We start from the raw sequence: 16471 nt of genomic DNA on the forward strand, positions 1-16471 counted from the left end.
CGAGATGTAAATTCTCCGTTAGCCGGCGGAATCGCCCCTGAATTCAGAACTGACCGGTACATAAATTAAAGGACGGATTCAGGAACTTTTGAGCGCATCGCGGGTGTGCGAAGCCGGTCACGATGCCGTGTACAGCAAGGATGCGCTGCGGTGAGATACGCGCGGTTCGAGGGCGCGATGGCGGTGCCGCGGATACTGCCCTGACGCGGGCTGGTCGGTCCTACGCGCCGCCGGCAAAGCCGAGCTGGCGCCAGGCCTCGAACACCACCACCGCCACGCTGTTGGACAGGTTGAGGCTGCGGTTGCCCGGTTGCATCGGCAGGCGCAGGCGCTGCGCCTCCGGCACCTGGTCGAGCACGTCGGCGGGCAGGCCGCGCGTCTCCGGGCCGAACAGGAAGGCGTCGCCGTCGGCGAAGGACGGGGTGTCGTAGCGGACCCGGCCGCGGGTACTCAATGCGAACAGCCGCGCGGGCCGGATGCTGGCCAGTGCGGCCGGCAGGTCGGCATGCACCTGCAGGCGGGCGTATTCGTGGTAATCCAGGCCGGCGCGCTTGAGCTGGCGATCGCTCAGGTCGAAACCGAGCGGTTCGATCAGGTGCAGCCGCGCGCCGGTGTTCGCGCAAAGGCGGATGACGTTGCCGGTGTTCGGCGGGATTTCGGGCTGGTACAGCAGGACATCGAGGACGGGAGCGCTCATCGGCCAAGTTTAGCCGGCCCTCCGGGATCGGCCGCGGCTGCGGCCGGTCCCTCAGTACTGGGCGAACGAACCGACCAGGGCCCGCAGGTCCAGCGGCGACGGCAGCAGGCGCGGCTTCGGCAGGTTGACGATGACCTGGCCGACCAGCTCGGCGACGGCGGCGGAAGCCTCGGCGGTCAGCGCGTTGGAGGCGGTCTCGCCGGACTCGCGGCTGGCCAGCAGTTCGGCGCGCTGCTCGGCGCTCGGGCGGACCTCGACCGCAGCCAGGGTCACCACGCGCAGTCCGGCTTCGTACTCGGCGACCTGCTCCGCCGAAGGGCGCACCTGCACGGCGGCCAGGGTGGGGATCGGGCTGGTGCGCTCGTGTTCGCGCTGGGCGATCTGCTCGGCGGAGGGACGCACCTGCACGGTGTCCAGCGTGGTGATCGGGGTGGCGTGGGCGGTCATCGAGGCCAGAACGGAACCGGCGGCGAAGGCGATGGCGGCGCTCAGGGACTTGGTGTTCATGACAGGGACCTTTGGTGTTGGTGATCAGTGGTGTGGTAGTAAAGTAATACACCGAATCTCTTGGTGCAAGCGGAATCGCTCATTTCCGGATCTTGTTCATTGTTCGTTCAAGATTCGTCGGAACGGCTTTCCGCCTGCCGAATACCGAGCAGGATGCGTGCCAATCGCAACCCATTGATTTCGAATGGGATTTGGAAAGGCGGCAGTGTCCGCTGTCCGGACACTCGTGGCCGGGGCCGCTGTCCGCGCATGCGCGGGCGGTTAGCCGGGGGCATGGCTTGCGGCCCATGAGCGGCCGCCGGGCGCCGCCTTAACATCGCGGCTCATCCCACGCACAAGGAGTGCGCATGTCGCTTCCACGTCGTCCCCGCGCCGCCGCACTGGCGGTCGCCCTGGCTACCGCCGCGTTCGGGTTCACCGCCTTGCCGGCTCCTGCGTTCGCGGCCGCGCCGGCCTCGGTCGCGGTGGACATCCCGTACGAGACCTTCACCCTGCCCAACGGCCTGCGCGTGATCGTGCACACCGACCGCAAGGCGCCGATCGTCGCGGTCAACCTCTGGTACCACGTCGGCAGCAAGGACGAGCCGGCAGGGCGCAGCGGCTTCGCGCATCTGTTCGAGCACCTGATGTTCAACGGCAGCGAGAACGCGCCGGGCGAGTTCTTCACGCCGTTCGAGCAGGCCGGCGCGACCGACATGAACGGCACCACCAACACCGACCGCACCAACTACTTCGAGAACGTGCCGACCACCGCGCTGGACATGGCGCTGTGGATGGAGTCGGACCGCATGGGCCACCTGCTCGGCGCGATCGACCAGAAGACGCTCGACGAGCAGCGCGGCGTGGTACAGAACGAGAAGCGCCAGGGCGAGAACCAGCCGTACGGGCAGTTGCGCCAGGTGATCGCGCGCACGATGTACCCGAAAGGGCACCCGTACCACCACACCACGATCGGCTCGATGAACGACCTCGACGCCGCCTCGCTGGAGGACGTGAAGACCTGGTTCCGCACCTGGTACGGCCCCAACAACACGGTGCTGGTGCTGGCCGGCGACATCGACCTGGCGACCGCGAAGGAGAAGGTGGCCAAGTACTTCGGCGACATCCCGGCCACGCCGACGATGGCCCAGCCCAAGGTCGACGTCGCGGTGCTCAAGCAGTCCGGCCGCACCGAGCTGGAGGACAAGGTGCCGCAGGTACTGGTCCAGCGCATGTGGAACGTGCCGCAGGTCGGCGCGACGGACGCCGACCTGCTCGACCTGGTGTCCGACGTGCTCGGCGGCAGCGCCAGCTCGCGCCTGGACGCGCGCCTGGTGCACCAGGACAAGCTGGTGGACAGCATCGGCACCAGCAACTACAGCTCGCAGCTGAGCGGCAGCTTCTCGGTGCGCGCGATGGTCAAGCAGGGCGTGGACCCGGCCAAGGTCGAGGCGGTGATCGAGGAGGAGCTGCAGCGCCTGATCAAGCAGGGGCCGACCGCCGAGGAACTCGAGCGCGCCAAGACCAACTACCGCGCCGGCTTCATCCGCGGCATCGAGCGCATCGGCGGGTTCGGCGGCAAGGCCGACGCGCTGGCCTCGTGCGCGACCTTCACCGGCGACCCGGGCTGCTTCCGCGAGTCGCTCGCCACCGTCGCCGCGGCCACGCCGGAACAGGTGCGCGCCGCCGCGGCCAAGTGGCTGGGCAACCCGAGCCACACCTTCGTGGTCAAGCCGGGCGCGCGCACGCCGCTGGCCGAGGAGCCCTCGGTCAAGCCGGCGCCGTTCGCCGCGGCCAAGCCGGATCCGAAGTACACCACCACGCCGAGCACGGTCGACCGCAAGGCCGGCATCCCCGAGGTCGCCTCCTATCCGCAGCTGAAGTTCCCGGCCTTGCAGCGCGCCAAGCTGAAGAACGGCAGCACCGTGGTGCTGGCCGAGCGCCACGAGATCCCGGTGGTGAACATCAGCTACGAGTTCGGCGGCGGCTATGCCAGCGACCATGGCGGCAAGCTCGGCACCGCCGGCTTCACCGCCGCGATGCTGGACGAAGGCGCCGGCGGCCTGGGCGCGCTGGCGTTCAAGTCGCGGGCCGAAGAGCTGGGCGCGGAACTGAACGCCGGCGCCTCGCTCGATGGCGCCAGCGCCTCGCTGTCGGCGCTGAAGGAGAACCTGGACGAGTCGGTGGGGCTGTTCGCGACGATGCTGCGCCAACCGCGCTTCGAGCAAGCCGAGATCGACCGGGTCAAGGCGCAGTGGATCGCCGGCATCGCCCAGGAAAAGGCGCGCCCGCAGACCGCCGCGCTGCGCGTGCTGCCGCCGCTGCTGTATGGCGAGGGCCATCCCTACGCCATCCCGTTCACCGGCAGCGGTACCGAGGCCGCGATCGCCTCGATCGGCCGCGACGACCTGCTGGCCTACCAGAAGCAATGGCTGCGGCCCGAGCAGGCCACGGTGATCGTGGTCGGCGACACCACGCTCGCCGAGATCGTCCCGCTGCTGGACAAGCACCTGGGCGACTGGAAGGGCGAGGGCGCGGCCAAGGCCGGCGTCGAGCTGCCGCAGGTCGAGCGCCCGGCCAAGCCGCGCGTGTTCCTGATCGACCAGCCTGGCGCGGTGCAGGCCAACATCTATGCCGGCGAGCTGGTGCCGTCGAGCAAGGACCCCGGCGCGGTGAAGCTGGAACTGGCCAACGACGTGCTCGGCGGTTCGTTCACCTCGCGCCTGAACATGAACCTGCGCGAGGACAAGCACTGGTCCTACGGCGCGCGCACCACGCTGCTGGGCGCGCTCGGCCAGCGGCCGTTCCTGGCGGTGGCGCCGGTGCAGATCGACAAGACCCGCGAGTCGGTGCAGGAGATCCAGCGCGAGATCGTCGAGTACGCCACCGGCAAGGTGCCGGCCACGCAGGCCGAGGTCGACAAGATCATCGCCAACGAGCTGCGCAGCCAGCCCGGCGCCTACGAGACCGCCAGCGCGGTGATGGGCACCATCGGCGGCATCGTCCGCTACGGCCGCCCGGACAACTGGGTGCAGGTCCGCAACCAGCAGGTGGCGGCGTTCACCCCGGCACAGGCCGCCGCCGCGGCCAAGGGCATCGACCCGCAGGCGTTGACCTGGGTGATCGTCGGCGACCTGTCCAAGATCGAGCAGCCGGTGCGCGGCCTCGGCCTGGGCGAGGTCAGCGTGATCGACGCCGACGGCAAGCCGGTGGCGCGGCCCGCCGCAAAGTGACCGCAGCAAGGCCCCGCCGCCAGGCGGGGCCTTGCGTATCCGCGGGCCCGTGCGGGAGCGGCTTTATGTCGGAACGGCTCCTGTGGGAGCGGCTTCAGCCGCGATGGGGCTTTCCCGGGAATGCCCCCCATCGCGGCTGAAGCCGCTCCCACGGGTGCGCAGGCGCAACAACCGCCCGATGAACCGGCGCACCCGGACTACCCGCCACTCATCCTGCTGGGCGACAATGTCCGCCCGCTTCGAGGAGTCCGCCATGCGTTCTTGCCTGCCCCTGGTCCTGGTCGCATCCGTTGCGCTGTCCGCATGCACCTGGGTGCCGATCGAGCAGGCCGGCAAGGCGGTGCGCGTGCTGCCCGCCGGCCCGGTCCCGGCCGGGTGCGTGCAGCAGGGCGAGGTGGTGGTGTCGGTGAAGAACCGGGTCGGTTTCATCAACCGCAACCCGCTCAAGGTGAAGGACGAACTGGAGACCCTGGCGCGCAACGAGGCCCCTTCGGCCGGCGCCAACGCGGTCCAGCCCCAGGGCGAGCCGGCCGACGGCAGCCAGCGCTTCACCGCCTTCCGCTGCCCCGGCAGGTGAGCGGCAGGGCCCGGGAAACGCGCCGGGACTTGTAAAGATGCGGTGAAACCGCCCAGCGGCTAGAATGGCAACCCCTCGCCTGAAGCCATGGCGCTACTTCGATGCTCTTCAAGAACGTCTCGATCGCGGGACTGGCGCACGTCGACGCGCCCCATACGCTGACTTCCCAGGAAATCAACGAGCGACTGAAGCCTACCCTGCAACGGCTGGGCATCAAGACCGACGTGCTCGGCGACATCGCCGGCGTGCACGCCCGTCGCCTGTGGGACGAGGACGTGCAGGCCTCCGACGCCGCCACGCTGGCCGCGCGCAAGGCGCTGGAAGACGCCGGCATCGGCGCCGACAGGGTCGGCCTGGTGGTCAACACCTCGGTCAGCCGCGACTACCTGGAGCCGTCCACCGCCTCCATCGTCTGCGGCAACCTGGGCGTGGGCGACCACTGCATGGCCTTCGACGTCGCCAACGCCTGCCTGGCCTTCATCAACGGCATGGACATCGCCGCGCGCATGCTCGAGCGCGGCGAGATCGACTACGCGCTGGTGGTCGACGGCGAGACCGCCAACCTGGTCTACGAGAAGACCATCGACCGGCTGCTGAAGATGGAAGCCACCGAGCAGGACTTCCGCGACGAGCTGGCCGCGCTGACCCTGGGCTGCGGCGCCGCGGCGATGGTGATGGCGCGCTCGGAGCTGGTGCCGGAGGCGCCGCGCTACAAGGGCGGCGTGACCCGCTCGGCGACCGAGTGGAACAAGCTCTGCCGCGGCAACATGGACCGCATGGTCACCGACACCCGCATGCTGCTGCTGGAAGGCATCAAGCTGGCCGAGAAGACCTTCGTGGCGGCCAAGCAGGCGCTGGGCTGGACCGTGGACGAACTCAACCAGTTCGTGATCCACCAGGTCTCGCGCCCGCACACCGCCGCGTTCATCAAGAACTTCGGCATCGACCCGGCCAAGGTGATGACCATCTTCGGCGAGCACGGCAACATCGGCCCGGCCTCGGTGCCGATCGTGCTGAGCAAGCTCAAGGAGCTGGGCCGCCTGAAGAAGGGCGACCGCATCGCGCTGCTGGGCATCGGCTCGGGCCTGAACTGCTCGATGGCCGAAGTGGTGTGGTGAACGCCCGCGCCCGCATGGGCGCCGGCGTTGCCGCGACGAATGCGACGCCCGTGCCGTCCGGCGCGGGCGTTTCCATGTCCAGCGAGTGATCCGATGAATCTTCCCGGCTATCCGGCCCGCCCCCGGCGCTTCGACGTCCGCCCCGGCATCGCGATGAGCTACCTCGACGAGGGCCCGCGCGACGGCGAGGTGGTGGTGATGGTCCACGGCAATCCGTCGTGGAGCTACTACTGGCGCACGCTGGTGGCGGGATTGGGCGACAGGTACCGCTGCATCGTGCCGGACCACGTCGGCATGGGGCTTTCCGACAAGCCGGACGACGCGCCGGGCGCGTCGCCGCGCTACGACTACACGCTGCAGTCGCGCGTGGATGACCTGGAGGCGCTGCTGCGCCATGCCGGCATCGACGACGCCACGCCGGTCACGCTGGCGGTGCACGACTGGGGCGGCATGATCGGCTTCGGCTGGGCGCTGGCGCACGCCGCGCAGGTCAAGCGGCTGGTGGTCCTCAACACCGCCGCGTTCCCGATGCCGGCGGCCAAGAAGATGCCCTGGCAGATCGCGCTGGGTCGCCACTGGAAGATCGGCGAGTGGCTGATCCGCGGCTTCAACGCGTTCTCGGCGGGCGCCGCGTGGATCGGCGTGGAACGGCGCATGCCGGCGCCGGTGCGCCGCGCCTACGTGGCGCCGTACGACAGCTGGGCCAACCGCATCTCGACGGTGCGCTTCATGCAGGACATCCCGTTGTCGCCGGCCGACCGCGCCTGGCCGCTGCTGGAAGCGGCGGGCAAGGCGCTGCCGGCGTTCGCCGACCGCCCGGCCTTCATCGGCTGGGGCCTGAAGGACTTCGTGTTCGACCATCACTTCCTCGACGGTTTCCGCGCGGCGCTGCCGGCCGCGCAGGTGCGCGCGTTCGAGGACGCCGGCCATTACGTGCTGGAGGACAAGCACGAGGTGCTGGTGCCGGAGATCCGCCGCTTCCTCGACGCGCATCCGCTGTAGCGGCCTGCGCATTCCCAGCCCCTCTTCCGCGGGAGAGGGGCGGAGGAGGCATCAGATTTCCGGCAACGGATTCTTCTCGGCCGGGTCCACGCCGATCCAGTCCGCCTCGGCCAGCGGCGGCAAGCCGTGCGCCAGGCGCGACTTGTCGCATTGCGCGCTGCGCTCGCCGAATTCCAGCGAGGCCGGCACCAGCGCGCAGACCGAAGGGCGGCGGTCGTGGATGGTGCAGCGGCTGTAGCGGCCGATGTCCGCGTCCAGCGCGATGCAGCGCGGGTTCGATTGCGAGGTGCCGCGCATCGCGCGCTCGTGCGTGCGCAGCGATTCGGTGAGCTCGAAAGGCACCCTGCCGCCCAGTTCGGGGTCGGCCTCGCTCCAGTGGAAACTGACGCGGAAATAGGCGCAGCATGCGCCGCAGGAGAGGCAGGGATGTGCCATGGGGTGCCGGGCCTTGCGCGGCGCAGGTGGGGAGGGGCGCGGCATTCTGCCCGAACCGTGGCGGCGCGCAAGCCGGCCCGCTTCAGGTCCGGCCGCGTCCGGCGCGCCGGCGCCATCGGCGATAATCCGGCGATGACCGAAGCCTGCAACATCGCCGCGACGCTGCCGCGGCTGGCCCGCGAGCGGCCCGACCAGATCGCCATCCGCTGCCCGGGCCGTCCCGGCCCGGGCGGCATGGCGCGCTACGACGTGGCGCTGACCTATGCCGAGCTGGACGCGCGCAGCGACGCCATCGCCGCCGGCCTGGCGCGCCACGGCATCGGCCGCGGCACCCGCAGCGTGGTGATGGTGCGGCCGTCGCCGGAGTTCTTCCTGCTGATGTTCGCGCTGTTCAAGGCCGGCGCGGTGCCGGTGCTGGTCGATCCCGGCATCGACAGGCGCGCGCTGAAGCAATGCCTGGACGAGGCCCGGCCCGAGGCCTTCATCGGCATCCCGTTGGCGCAGCTGGCGCGCCGGCTGCTCGGCTGGGCGCGTTCGGCGACCAGGATCGTCACCGTCGGCGCGCGCTGGGCCTGGGGCGGCACCACCCTGGCCAAGGTCGAGCGGGCCGGCCGCGACGCCGGCGGGCAACTGGCGCCGACCGCGCCGGACGAGGTCGCGGCGATCCTGTTCACCAGCGGCTCGACCGGCGTGCCCAAGGGCGTGGTGTACCGGCACCGCCATTTCGTCGGGCAGGTCGAGCTGCTGCGTAACGCGTTCGGCATGGCGCCGGGCGGGGTGGACCTGCCGACCTTCCCGCCGTTCGCGCTGTTCGATCCGGCGCTGGGCCTGACCAGCGTGATCCCGGACATGGACCCGACGCGCCCGGCCCGCGCCGACCCGCGCAGGCTGCACGACGCGATCGCGCGTTTCGGCGTGACCCAGCTGTTCGGCTCGCCGGCCTTGATGCGCGTGCTGGCCGACTACGGCCGGCCGCTGCCGACGGTGAAGCGGGTGACCTCGGCCGGCGCGCCGGTGCCGCCGGACGTGGTCGCGAAGATGCGCCGGCTGCTACCGGACGATGCGCAGCTGTGGACCCCCTACGGCGCCACCGAATGCCTGCCGGTGGCGGTGATCGAGGGGCGCGAGCTGGAAGCCACGCGCGCGGCCACCGAGGCCGGCGCCGGTACCTGCGTGGGCCGCGTGGTCGCGCCGAACGTGGTGCGGATCATCGCCATCGACGATGCCGCCATCGCCGACTGGTCCGGCGCGCGCGAGCTGGGCGCGGGCGAGATCGGCGAGATCACGGTGGCCGGGCCGACCGCCACCGACGCCTACTTCAACCGCGAACAGGCCACCGCCATCGCCAAGATCCGCGAGCGGCTGGCCGGCGGCGGCGAGCGCGTCGTGCACCGCATGGGCGACGTGGGCTACTTCGATGCGGAAGGTCGCCTGTGGTTCTGCGGCCGCAAGACCCAGCGCGTGGAGACCGCAGGCGGGCCGATGTACACCGAGCAGGTCGAACCGGTATTCAATGCGCTGGCCGGCATCGCCCGCACCGCGCTGGTCGGCATCGGCGCGCCGGGCCGCCAGGAGCCGGTGCTGTGCTACGAGCCCGCGCCCGGCGCGGCCGGCCGCGCCGCGCTGGAACGCACGCTGCGCGCGGCCGCCGATGCGCACCCGCACACGGCGGCGATCGCGCGGTTCCTGCCGCACCCGGGCTTCCCGGTCGACATCCGCCACAACGCCAAGATCGGCCGCGAGAAACTGGCGGCGTGGGCCGCCGCGCAACCGCGCTGAGGAACGGACGATGGGCGAACGCTACCGGCTGGACGATGTGATCATCGACGCGGACCGGCAGCGGGTCGAACGCGACGGCGTGGCGCTGGACGTGGGCGGGCTGAGCTTCCGCCTGCTGCATTACCTGCTGCGCCAGGGCCAGCGCGTGGTGGGATTCGACGAGTTGATCGAGCAGGTATGGGCGCCGGCGGTGGTCAACGAGGAGACCGTCACCCAGCGCGTGCGCCTGCTGCGGCAGGCGCTCGGCGACACCTCGCAGCGTCCGCGCTACCTGCGCTCGGTGCGCGGGCAGGGCTACCAGCTGTGCGCGCCGGTGCAGGCGCTCGCCACCGCCGCCCCGGTGGCACCCGCGCATCGTCATCGTCGCGGGTGGATCGCGGGCATCGCGGCGGTGGGCATGCTGGCGGCGGCGTTGGCGATCTGGCAGGGCCGGGCGCGGCAAGAGGCCACGGCTTCGCCGTTGCTGCAGCGGGCCGACTACTACGCCGGCATCGGCCAGCGCGAGAACAACGAGCGGGCGATCGCGCTGTACCGGCAACGCCTCCAGGAAGCGCCGGACGACGTGCGCGCGCAACTGGGGCTGAGCCGCGCCTATGGCTCCCGCGCCTGCCAGTACGGAGGCAATGCCGACGATGCGGCGCAAGCGCGGCGCCTGGCCCTGCAGGCCGTCGCGACCGATGCCCGGATGGCGGCCGCGCATGCCGCGCTCGGCTACGCGCACGATTGCCGCGGCGAGGTCGCGCAGGCGCTGGCGTCCTACGAGCAGGCGCTGCGGCTGGACCCGACGGCCGATGCGGTGCGCGGCTCGGCCGCCTACCTGTACGAACGCCAGGGGCGGCTGGCGCAGGCGCTGGCGGCCAACCTGCAGGTGCGCGAGCCGGCGAAGGTGCGCTTCCTGCCGATCCAGGTCGCCAGCAACCTCGACCTGCTCGGCTATGCCGATGCCGCCGAGGCGCGCTACCGGCAGAGTTTCCGCCTGTATCCGGACAGCGTGTTCTCCAACCTGGCCTGGCCGCGGTTCCTGTTCGTGCATGGCCGCCACGGCGAGGCGCAGGTGGCGCTGGACGAAGCGCTGCGCCGGGGCACCGAGCATGCGGGACTGTACCTGTTGCAGGCCGAACTGGCGCTGGCGCGGGGCGATGCGGATGCCGCGCGCGCAGCCAGCCTGCAGGCCTTGCGGCTGCGCCCGCAGGGCAGCCTGCCGCAGACGGTGGCCTGGGCGATCGGCGCGCAGCCGCCACCGCCGGCCGCGGTGCTGCGCGAGCGGGCGCAGGCGCTGCTGGAGGGACTCGCGCGCGGCGCCGATCCGCTGGATGGCCTCGACGCCGCGGTCTCGCTGTCGGCCGCCGGCGATCCCGGTGCGGCGGTGGCGGCGCTCGATCGCGCGCGGGCGGCGGGCTATCGCGATGCCGGTTACCTGCGCGCCTCGCCGTTGCTGGCGCGGTTGCGCGGGCGTGCGGACTTCGCGCAGGTGCTGGCACGCATCGAGGCAGACGTTGCCGCCCAGCGCGAACAGGTGCGCCGCGCCGGCTTGTTGCCGGGGGATATCCATTAAGGCGTATCGATGTCCGCGCCTGCGCTGGGTCCGGCGCGAACGGGTGCTTTTTGCAAAGGGACTCCGGTCCCGGCGCGCTTTCCCGATGCCGTTCGAGTCTCCTTCTCCCGCAAGCGGGTTGCGACCCGTGCCCTGACCGATCGCTTCGCATCTTCGCGCGGGCGGCGTTCGACAGGCAGAGGGGGCAACCTGCACCTGCCGTTCGCCGCTTGGCATTCACGCCCGGCTACGTGACTGCAAGGACCTGTTCGCGATCTCCGCGGGAGCAACTTCGAGAAGAGCGTTTTTTTTGCCTGCCTGGAGATCGTGAACGAGCCCTAGGGCATCGCCTGGAGCACGTAGTCCGCGAACAGCTTCTGCGACTGCTGGTGCATTTGCCGCTGGTTGTAGGCGCGGCGGGTGATGACGGCCACCAGGCGTTCCTCCGGCAGCACGAACACGTAGTTGCCGCCGTTGCCGGACATCGCCCATACCCCGCGCTCCACGCCGCGCACGGGGAAGCGGAAGCGCCACAGCAGGTAGCCGTAGTCGGCGTCGTCGCGAGCCTGGGCGCGCACCGTCATCATCGCGTCCGTCCAGGAGGCCGGCAGCAGCTGCCGGCCGTGCCAGCGGCCATGGTCGAGCAGCAACTGGCCGAACTTGGCCAGGTCGCGGCTGCGATAGCGGGTGCCGCCCCCGCCCATGCCGGTGCCTTCCGAAGCGTGCACCCATTGCGAGCGCACGATGCCAAGCGGTCGCTCCAGCGCCTGCGCGGCGAAATCCTCCAGGCGTTGGCCGGTCGCCTTCTCCACCAGCGCGCCGAGCAGGAAGCTGCCGGCGGTGCAGTAGGCGAAGGCGCGGCCGTAGGGACTCTGCTGCGGCCGCTTCATCCACGGGGCATAGCCCTTGACGGGCAGGTCCAGCGCGAACTGCACCCAGTCCGCGCTCAGGTACATGCGTTCCTCGTTGCCGGCGGAGAAGCCGTTGTCGTCGTCGCACTCCCATTGCGAGCTCATCGTCAGCAGGTCCTCCACCGTGATCGCGTCCTTGCGCGGGTCGGGGTTCTGCCAATGGCGATCGCGGAAGCCGTCGTAGACCCTGGCCTGCACGCCGGGAATCGCGCCCTGCGCGATCGCCGCGCCGACCAGCAGCGCGGTCACGCTCTTGGTGGCCGAGCGGGTGTCCTGCAGGGCCTGTCGGTCGCTGTCGCCGAAGTAGCGTTCGTAGACCAGGGCCCCGTCGCGCGCGATCAGCACGCTGGTGGTCTCCGGCGCCTGGCCGTCGGCGATGGCGCGTTCCATGGCGGCGAGGACGTCGGTGTTCCAGCCGGCGGCGGCCGGGGCGGCGGTCTTCCAGCCGTCGTCCAGCGCTGGCGGGGCAGGCAAGGGAACGGCCGCCGAGGCCACGCGGGCGCAGGGCAGGAGCGCGAGCATCAGGACGGTCGGGAGAAGCGGGCGGCGCATGGCGGGTCCGTTGCGATGGAGGGACCGCGACTACGCCTGCAACGCGCATGAAGTGCCTGATGCCCGGATGAAGAATCCTGAAGTCCCGCAGGATCAATGGCTTGGGCGGGGAAAGATCGCCAGCGGGGCCGGCGGCGGCTATCGTGTGCGCCTTTCCCGGAATGCGGATGCGATAGCGCGATGAAGATCCTGGTCACCGGCGGCGGCGGTTTCCTCGGCCAGGCGCTGTGCCGCGGCCTGGTCGAACGCGGCCACGAGGTGCTGAGCTTCAACCGCGGGCACTACCCGGCGCTGCAGCGGCTCGGCGTCGGCCAGATCCGTGGCGACCTCGCCGACCCGGAGGCGGTGCGGCATGCCGCGGCCGGGGTGGACGCGGTGTTCCACAATGCCGCCAAGGCCGGCGCCTGGGGCAGCTACGAGAGCTACCACCTGGCCAACGTGGTCGGCACCGAGAACGTGCTGGCGGCCTGCCGCGAGCACGGCATCGGCCGGCTGGTCTACACCTCCACGCCCAGCGTGACCCATCGCGCCACCCATCCGGTGGAGGGATTGGGGGCAGACGAGGTGCCCTACGGCGAGGATTTCCAGGCGCCGTACGCGGCGACCAAGGCGATCGCCGAGCGCGCGGTGCTGGCGGCCAACTCGCCGCGGCTGGCGACGGTGGCGCTGCGCCCGCGGCTGATCTGGGGCCCGGGCGACAACCAGCTGGTGCCGCGCCTGGCCGAGCGCGCGCGGCAGGGCCGGCTGCGCCTGGTCGGCGACGGCAGCAACCGGGTCGATACGACCTACATCGACAATGCCGCGCAGGCGCACTTCGACGCGTTCGCGCACCTGGCGCCGGGCGCGGCCTGCGCCGGCAAGGCCTACTTCATCTCCAACGGCGAGCCGCTGCCGATGCGCGAGCTGCTCAACCGGCTGCTCGCCGCGGTGGGCGCCCCGCCGGTGACCAGGACGATCTCCTTCAAGACCGCGTATCGCATCGGCAGCGCGTGCGAGAAGCTGTGGCCGCTGCTGCGCCTGCGCGGCGAGCCGCCGATGACGCGGTTCTTGGCCGAGCAGCTGTGCACGCCGCACTGGTATTCGATGGAACCGGCGCGGCGCGATTTCGGCTACGTGCCGAGGGTGAGCATCGCCGAGGGGCTGGAGCGGCTGGCCGCGGCCTCCTGAGCCGGGGCCGCCGCGTCCAGCCGGTTGAGCGCGGCCAGCAGCGCCAGCAGCGAGGCGGTGGCGGCATCGTGGTGGCGGCCGGCGCCGAAGCGGGTCCCGGGCACGCCCGGCCACGCCGCTTCGACGATGGCCAGCACCTCCGAACCGTCCCGGCCGAACCGCTCCTGCTGGTGATGGTCGATGCGCAGCGGCAGCCCGAGCGCGTCGAGCGCGGCCGCGAGCGCATCGTCTCCGGCGCCGTGCAGGCGCTGCCCGGCGCCGGCCGCGCCGGAGAGTTCCAGTGCCAGGCACATGCCGCCGTCGCGCGGCTCCCATCGATGGCCGCGATGGCGCCAGCGGCCCGCGGGCGCGAGATAACTCGCCTCGAACAATCGCCACAGCGTCGCGCTGTCCAGTTCGGCCTCGCTGGCGTCGGCCTGCTTCTGCACGATCGCGCTGAACTCGACCTGCATCCGCCGCGGCATCCGCACGCCATGGTCGCGCTGCAGCAGGAACGCGATGCCGCCCTTGCCGGACTGGCTGTTGACGCGGATCAGGCCCTCGTAGGTACGGCCGAGGTCGGCGGGGTCGATCGGCAGGTAGGGCACCTGCCAGTAGCCTTCCTCGCGCTGGACCGCCAGGCCCTTGGCGATGGCGTCCTGGTGCGAGCCGGAGAAGGCGGTGAACACCAGGTCGCCGACGTAGGGATGGCGCGGATGGATCGGCAGGGCGGTGCAGTCCTCCACCACGCGCGCGACCGCGGCGATGTCGGAGAAATCCAGCCCGGGCGCCACGCCCTGCGTGTACAGGTTGAGCGCCAGCGTCACCAGGTCGAGGTTGCCGCTGCGCTCGCCATTGCCGAACAGGCAGCCTTCCACGCGCTGCGCGCCGGCCAGCAGCGCCAGCTCGGCGCACGCCACGCCGGTGCCGCGGTCGTTGTGCGGATGCACCGACAGCACCACGTGCTCGCGCCGCTCCAGGCGCCGGTGCATCCACTCGACCTGGTCGGCGAACACGTTCGGCGTGGCGACCTCGACCGTGGTGGGCAGGTTGACGATCATCGGCCGCGCGGGCCCGGCGTCCCAGGCGCGGATCGCCGCGTCGCACATGCGCAGCGATACTTCCGGCTCGGCCATGCAGAAGGTCTCCGGCGAGTACTGCAGCACCCACTGCGTCTCCGGATGGCGGTCGGCGAGCCGCCGCAGCAGGCCGACGTGCCGCACGACCAGGCGTTCGATCTCGTCCACGGTCATGCCGAACACCACCTCGCGCCAGACCGGCGCGATCGCGTTGTACAGGTGGACGATGGCGCGGCGCGCGCCGGCAAGGCTGGCGACGGTGCGCTCGATCAGGTCCTCGCGCAGCTGCGTCATCACCATCGGGGTGACGTCGGCGGGAATGCGGTCCTGTTCGATCAGCCGCCGCACGATCCCGAAGTCGGTGGCCGAGGCGGCCGGGAAGCCGACCTCGATCTCCTTGAAGCCGATCCGCACCAGCTCGTCGAACAGGCGCAGCTTGCGCTCGCCGTTCATGGGCTCGAACAGCGCCTGGTTGCCGTCGCGCAGGTCGGTGGAAAGCCAGGCCGGCGCCTGCCGGAGGGTTTGCGAGGGCCAGCGGCGGTCCGGCAAGGCCATGGGCGCCAAAGGCCGGTACTTGGAGGCAGGATCGGAGAGCATCGTGGGAGCGGGGCGACGGATGGAACGGCACGACCGGCGGGCCGTGGCCCACGGTAGCCCCGCGCCCGGATGGTCGGCGCGCGCGAAACCGTCTACTTTTGTCGCAGGAAGGACAAGCCCGCCCTGCCATGCCCCACGCGTCGCTGCCCCGCGCCCTCTACGAATCCCGCGTCCGCCCGCTGAACGGCGTGGCGGTCGACTACCCCGACGGCCACCAGGTCCCTGCGCACGTGCACCCGCGGGCCCAGCTGGTCTACGCGGTGAAGGGCCTGATGGTGGTCTCCACGCCGCGCGAGCGCTGGCTGGTGCCGTCCAACCGCGCGGTCTGGCTGCCGCCCGGTACCGAACATGCGATTCGCATGCGCGGCGCGGTGCACATGCGCAGCCTGTTCGTGAACGCCGATGCCGCGCCAGGCCTGCCGCAGCACGCCTGCGTGATCGCCGTGGCGCCCCTGCTGCGCGAGCTGATCCAGGCGGCGACGCTGCTGCCGCCCATGTACGACGTATCCGGGCGCGACGGCCGGCTGGCCGCGCTGCTGCTCGACGAACTGGGCAAGGGCCCGAGCCTGCCGCTGCGCTTGCCGTGGCCGGAGGATCCGCGCATCGCGCGGGTCTGCGAGCGATTGCAGGCCGAGCCGGACGACGCTCGCGGTACCGCGGAATGGGCGCATGCGTTGTCGATGAGCGAGAAGACCTTCCAGCGGCATTTCCGGCGCCATACCGGCCTGAGCTTCGCGCGCTGGCGCCAGCAGGCGCGGCTGCTCGGCGCGCTGGAGCGGCTCGCCGCCGGCGATCCGGTGGGAACGGTGGCGATGCGCCAGGGCTACGAAAGCCAGAGCGCGTTCGCCGCGGCGTTCCGGCGCCAGTTCGGCGCGTCGCCTTCACGCTTCTTCGACTGAGCCGCGCGCGCTGCTATCGGATCGTTTCATGCACCGGCCGGGCACGTGCGTCGCGGATCATGCCGATGGCGTCGGATCGTGCCGTTGCGGCGGCGCTCCTCATCCGGCGGCGACGCGGCCCTCACCCCGCGACCACCGCGCGATCCCGATCATGCGCGTGCGCCGATCCGGCACGACGACCATGGGACCCGCCATGCTGCATTACGCCATCATCTTCTTCGTGATCGCCATCATCGCCGCGGTGCTCGGCTTCAGCGGCATCGCCGGTGCGGCATCCAACATCGCCTGGATCCTGTTCGTCATCTTCCTGGTCCTGGCGGTGATCTCGCTGTTCCGCCGCGGCAAGGTCTGACGCCGGCACGAGCTCGCATCTTCGGGACAGGACTTGGATCGCCCATGCTCCCGGAAGCGTTCCGGCCAGGCAGG

14 protein-coding genes are annotated in these 16471 nt (G+C 71.1%); 9 read left to right on the forward strand and 5 right to left on the reverse strand.

All coding sequences use genetic code 11. The features are described 5' to 3' along the window. Positions 1-220: 220 nt before the first annotated feature. Together M3M27_RS01035 and M3M27_RS01040 are read right to left on the reverse strand one after the other, a co-directional pair. On the reverse strand, positions 221-697 hold the full coding sequence (locus M3M27_RS01035; RefSeq protein ID WP_140725011.1) for a tRNA (cytidine(34)-2'-O)-methyltransferase: 477 nt from the start codon (positions 695-697) through the stop codon (positions 221-223). Between the two features lie 51 nt (positions 698-748). Next, positions 749-1204 carry a hypothetical protein gene (locus M3M27_RS01040; RefSeq protein WP_140725014.1) on the reverse strand — a complete coding sequence of 152 codons (456 nt, stop codon included), beginning with the start codon at positions 1202-1204 and terminating at the stop codon, positions 749-751. 347 nt (positions 1205-1551) lie between these two features. Between M3M27_RS01040 and M3M27_RS01045 the strand changes: the two genes are divergently transcribed. From M3M27_RS01045 to M3M27_RS01060, 4 genes are all read left to right on the forward strand, one after another. After that, positions 1552-4416: a M16 family metallopeptidase gene (locus M3M27_RS01045; protein WP_434026884.1), complete on the forward strand. Its 2865-nt coding sequence runs from the start codon at positions 1552-1554 to the stop codon at positions 4414-4416. A gap of 253 nt (positions 4417-4669) precedes the next feature. Next, positions 4670-4993, forward strand: a complete 324-nt coding sequence (locus M3M27_RS01050) for a DUF4156 domain-containing protein (protein WP_140725020.1) — start codon at positions 4670-4672, stop codon at positions 4991-4993. Between the two features lie 101 nt (positions 4994-5094). Then, complete coding sequence (locus M3M27_RS01055) at positions 5095-6111, forward strand: 3-oxoacyl-ACP synthase III (protein WP_140725023.1); 1017 nt, start codon at positions 5095-5097, stop codon at positions 6109-6111. Between the two features lie 93 nt (positions 6112-6204). Continuing rightward, positions 6205-7113, forward strand: a complete 909-nt coding sequence (locus tag M3M27_RS01060) for an alpha/beta fold hydrolase (RefSeq protein ID WP_140725026.1) — start codon at positions 6205-6207, stop codon at positions 7111-7113. A gap of 51 nt (positions 7114-7164) precedes the next feature. On the opposite strand, the gene M3M27_RS01065 is transcribed toward M3M27_RS01060, so the two are convergent. Further along, positions 7165-7548, reverse strand: coding sequence for a YkgJ family cysteine cluster protein (locus tag M3M27_RS01065; RefSeq protein ID WP_140725030.1), 384 nt, complete (start codon positions 7546-7548; stop codon positions 7165-7167). A 132-nt stretch (positions 7549-7680) separates the two neighbouring features. Between M3M27_RS01065 and oleC the strand changes: the two genes are divergently transcribed. Continuing rightward, on the forward strand, positions 7681-9327 hold the full coding sequence (gene oleC, locus M3M27_RS01070) for an olefin beta-lactone synthetase (protein WP_434026885.1): 1647 nt from the start codon (positions 7681-7683) through the stop codon (positions 9325-9327). Between the two features lie 10 nt (positions 9328-9337). Next, the gene (locus tag M3M27_RS01075) at positions 9338-10882 is read left to right on the forward strand and encodes a winged helix-turn-helix domain-containing protein (RefSeq protein ID WP_434026886.1); all 1545 of its coding nucleotides are present in this window, start codon (positions 9338-9340) and stop codon (positions 10880-10882) included. A gap of 317 nt (positions 10883-11199) precedes the next feature. Here the strand turns inward: M3M27_RS01075 and M3M27_RS01080 are convergent, their stop codons facing one another. Then, positions 11200-12324, reverse strand: coding sequence for a serine hydrolase domain-containing protein (locus M3M27_RS01080; RefSeq protein ID WP_434026887.1), 1125 nt, complete (start codon positions 12322-12324; stop codon positions 11200-11202). A gap of 180 nt (positions 12325-12504) precedes the next feature. Between M3M27_RS01080 and oleD the strand changes: the two genes are divergently transcribed. Next, a complete protein-coding gene (gene oleD / locus M3M27_RS01085) occupies positions 12505-13491 on the forward strand; it encodes a 2-alkyl-3-oxoalkanoate reductase (protein ID WP_140725042.1) in 987 nt (328 codons plus the stop codon). Here oleD and M3M27_RS01090 read toward each other — a convergent pair. After that, positions 13434-15146 (reverse strand): 2-isopropylmalate synthase, encoded by a 1713-nt coding sequence (locus M3M27_RS01090; RefSeq protein WP_434026888.1) that lies wholly within the window; start codon positions 15144-15146, stop codon positions 13434-13436. The genes oleD and M3M27_RS01090 overlap by 58 nt on opposite strands. A 128-nt stretch (positions 15147-15274) precedes the next feature. Between M3M27_RS01090 and M3M27_RS01095 the strand changes: the two genes are divergently transcribed. Next, positions 15275-16045 carry an AraC family transcriptional regulator gene (locus M3M27_RS01095; RefSeq protein ID WP_140725048.1) on the forward strand — a complete coding sequence of 257 codons (771 nt, stop codon included), beginning with the start codon at positions 15275-15277 and terminating at the stop codon, positions 16043-16045. Positions 16046-16238: 193 nt separating this feature from the next. After that, positions 16239-16397 carry a DUF1328 domain-containing protein gene (locus M3M27_RS01100; protein ID WP_140725339.1) on the forward strand — a complete coding sequence of 53 codons (159 nt, stop codon included), beginning with the start codon at positions 16239-16241 and terminating at the stop codon, positions 16395-16397. Positions 16398-16471: the final 74 nt, after the last annotated feature.

The organism is Xanthomonas boreopolis, from assembly GCF_046529185.1.
In the GTDB taxonomy this organism is placed as follows: domain Bacteria; phylum Pseudomonadota; class Gammaproteobacteria; order Xanthomonadales; family Xanthomonadaceae; genus Pseudomonas_S; species Pseudomonas_S boreopolis.

Coding starts and splice junctions, on each gene's coding strand:
- oleD (WP_140725042.1), top strand. CDS start 12,505: ATGAAGATCCTGGTCACCGGCGGCGGCGGTTTCCTCGGCCAGGCGCTG.
- M3M27_RS01065 (WP_140725030.1), bottom strand. CDS start 7,548: ATGGCACATCCCTGCCTCTCCTGCGGCGCATGCTGCGCCTATTTCCGC.
- M3M27_RS01060 (WP_140725026.1), top strand. CDS start 6,205: ATGAATCTTCCCGGCTATCCGGCCCGCCCCCGGCGCTTCGACGTCCGC.
- M3M27_RS01090 (WP_434026888.1), bottom strand. CDS start 15,146: ATGCTCTCCGATCCTGCCTCCAAGTACCGGCCTTTGGCGCCCATGGCC.
- M3M27_RS01075 (WP_434026886.1), top strand. CDS start 9,338: ATGGGCGAACGCTACCGGCTGGACGATGTGATCATCGACGCGGACCGG.
- M3M27_RS01080 (WP_434026887.1), bottom strand. CDS start 12,324: ATGCGCCGCCCGCTTCTCCCGACCGTCCTGATGCTCGCGCTCCTGCCC.
- M3M27_RS01055 (WP_140725023.1), top strand. CDS start 5,095: ATGCTCTTCAAGAACGTCTCGATCGCGGGACTGGCGCACGTCGACGCG.
- oleC (WP_434026885.1), top strand. CDS start 7,681: ATGACCGAAGCCTGCAACATCGCCGCGACGCTGCCGCGGCTGGCCCGC.
- M3M27_RS01050 (WP_140725020.1), top strand. CDS start 4,670: ATGCGTTCTTGCCTGCCCCTGGTCCTGGTCGCATCCGTTGCGCTGTCC.
- M3M27_RS01035 (WP_140725011.1), bottom strand. CDS start 697: ATGAGCGCTCCCGTCCTCGATGTCCTGCTGTACCAGCCCGAAATCCCG.
- M3M27_RS01045 (WP_434026884.1), top strand. CDS start 1,552: ATGTCGCTTCCACGTCGTCCCCGCGCCGCCGCACTGGCGGTCGCCCTG.
- M3M27_RS01095 (WP_140725048.1), top strand. CDS start 15,275: ATGCCCCACGCGTCGCTGCCCCGCGCCCTCTACGAATCCCGCGTCCGC.
- M3M27_RS01040 (WP_140725014.1), bottom strand. CDS start 1,204: ATGAACACCAAGTCCCTGAGCGCCGCCATCGCCTTCGCCGCCGGTTCC.
- M3M27_RS01100 (WP_140725339.1), top strand. CDS start 16,239: ATGCTGCATTACGCCATCATCTTCTTCGTGATCGCCATCATCGCCGCG.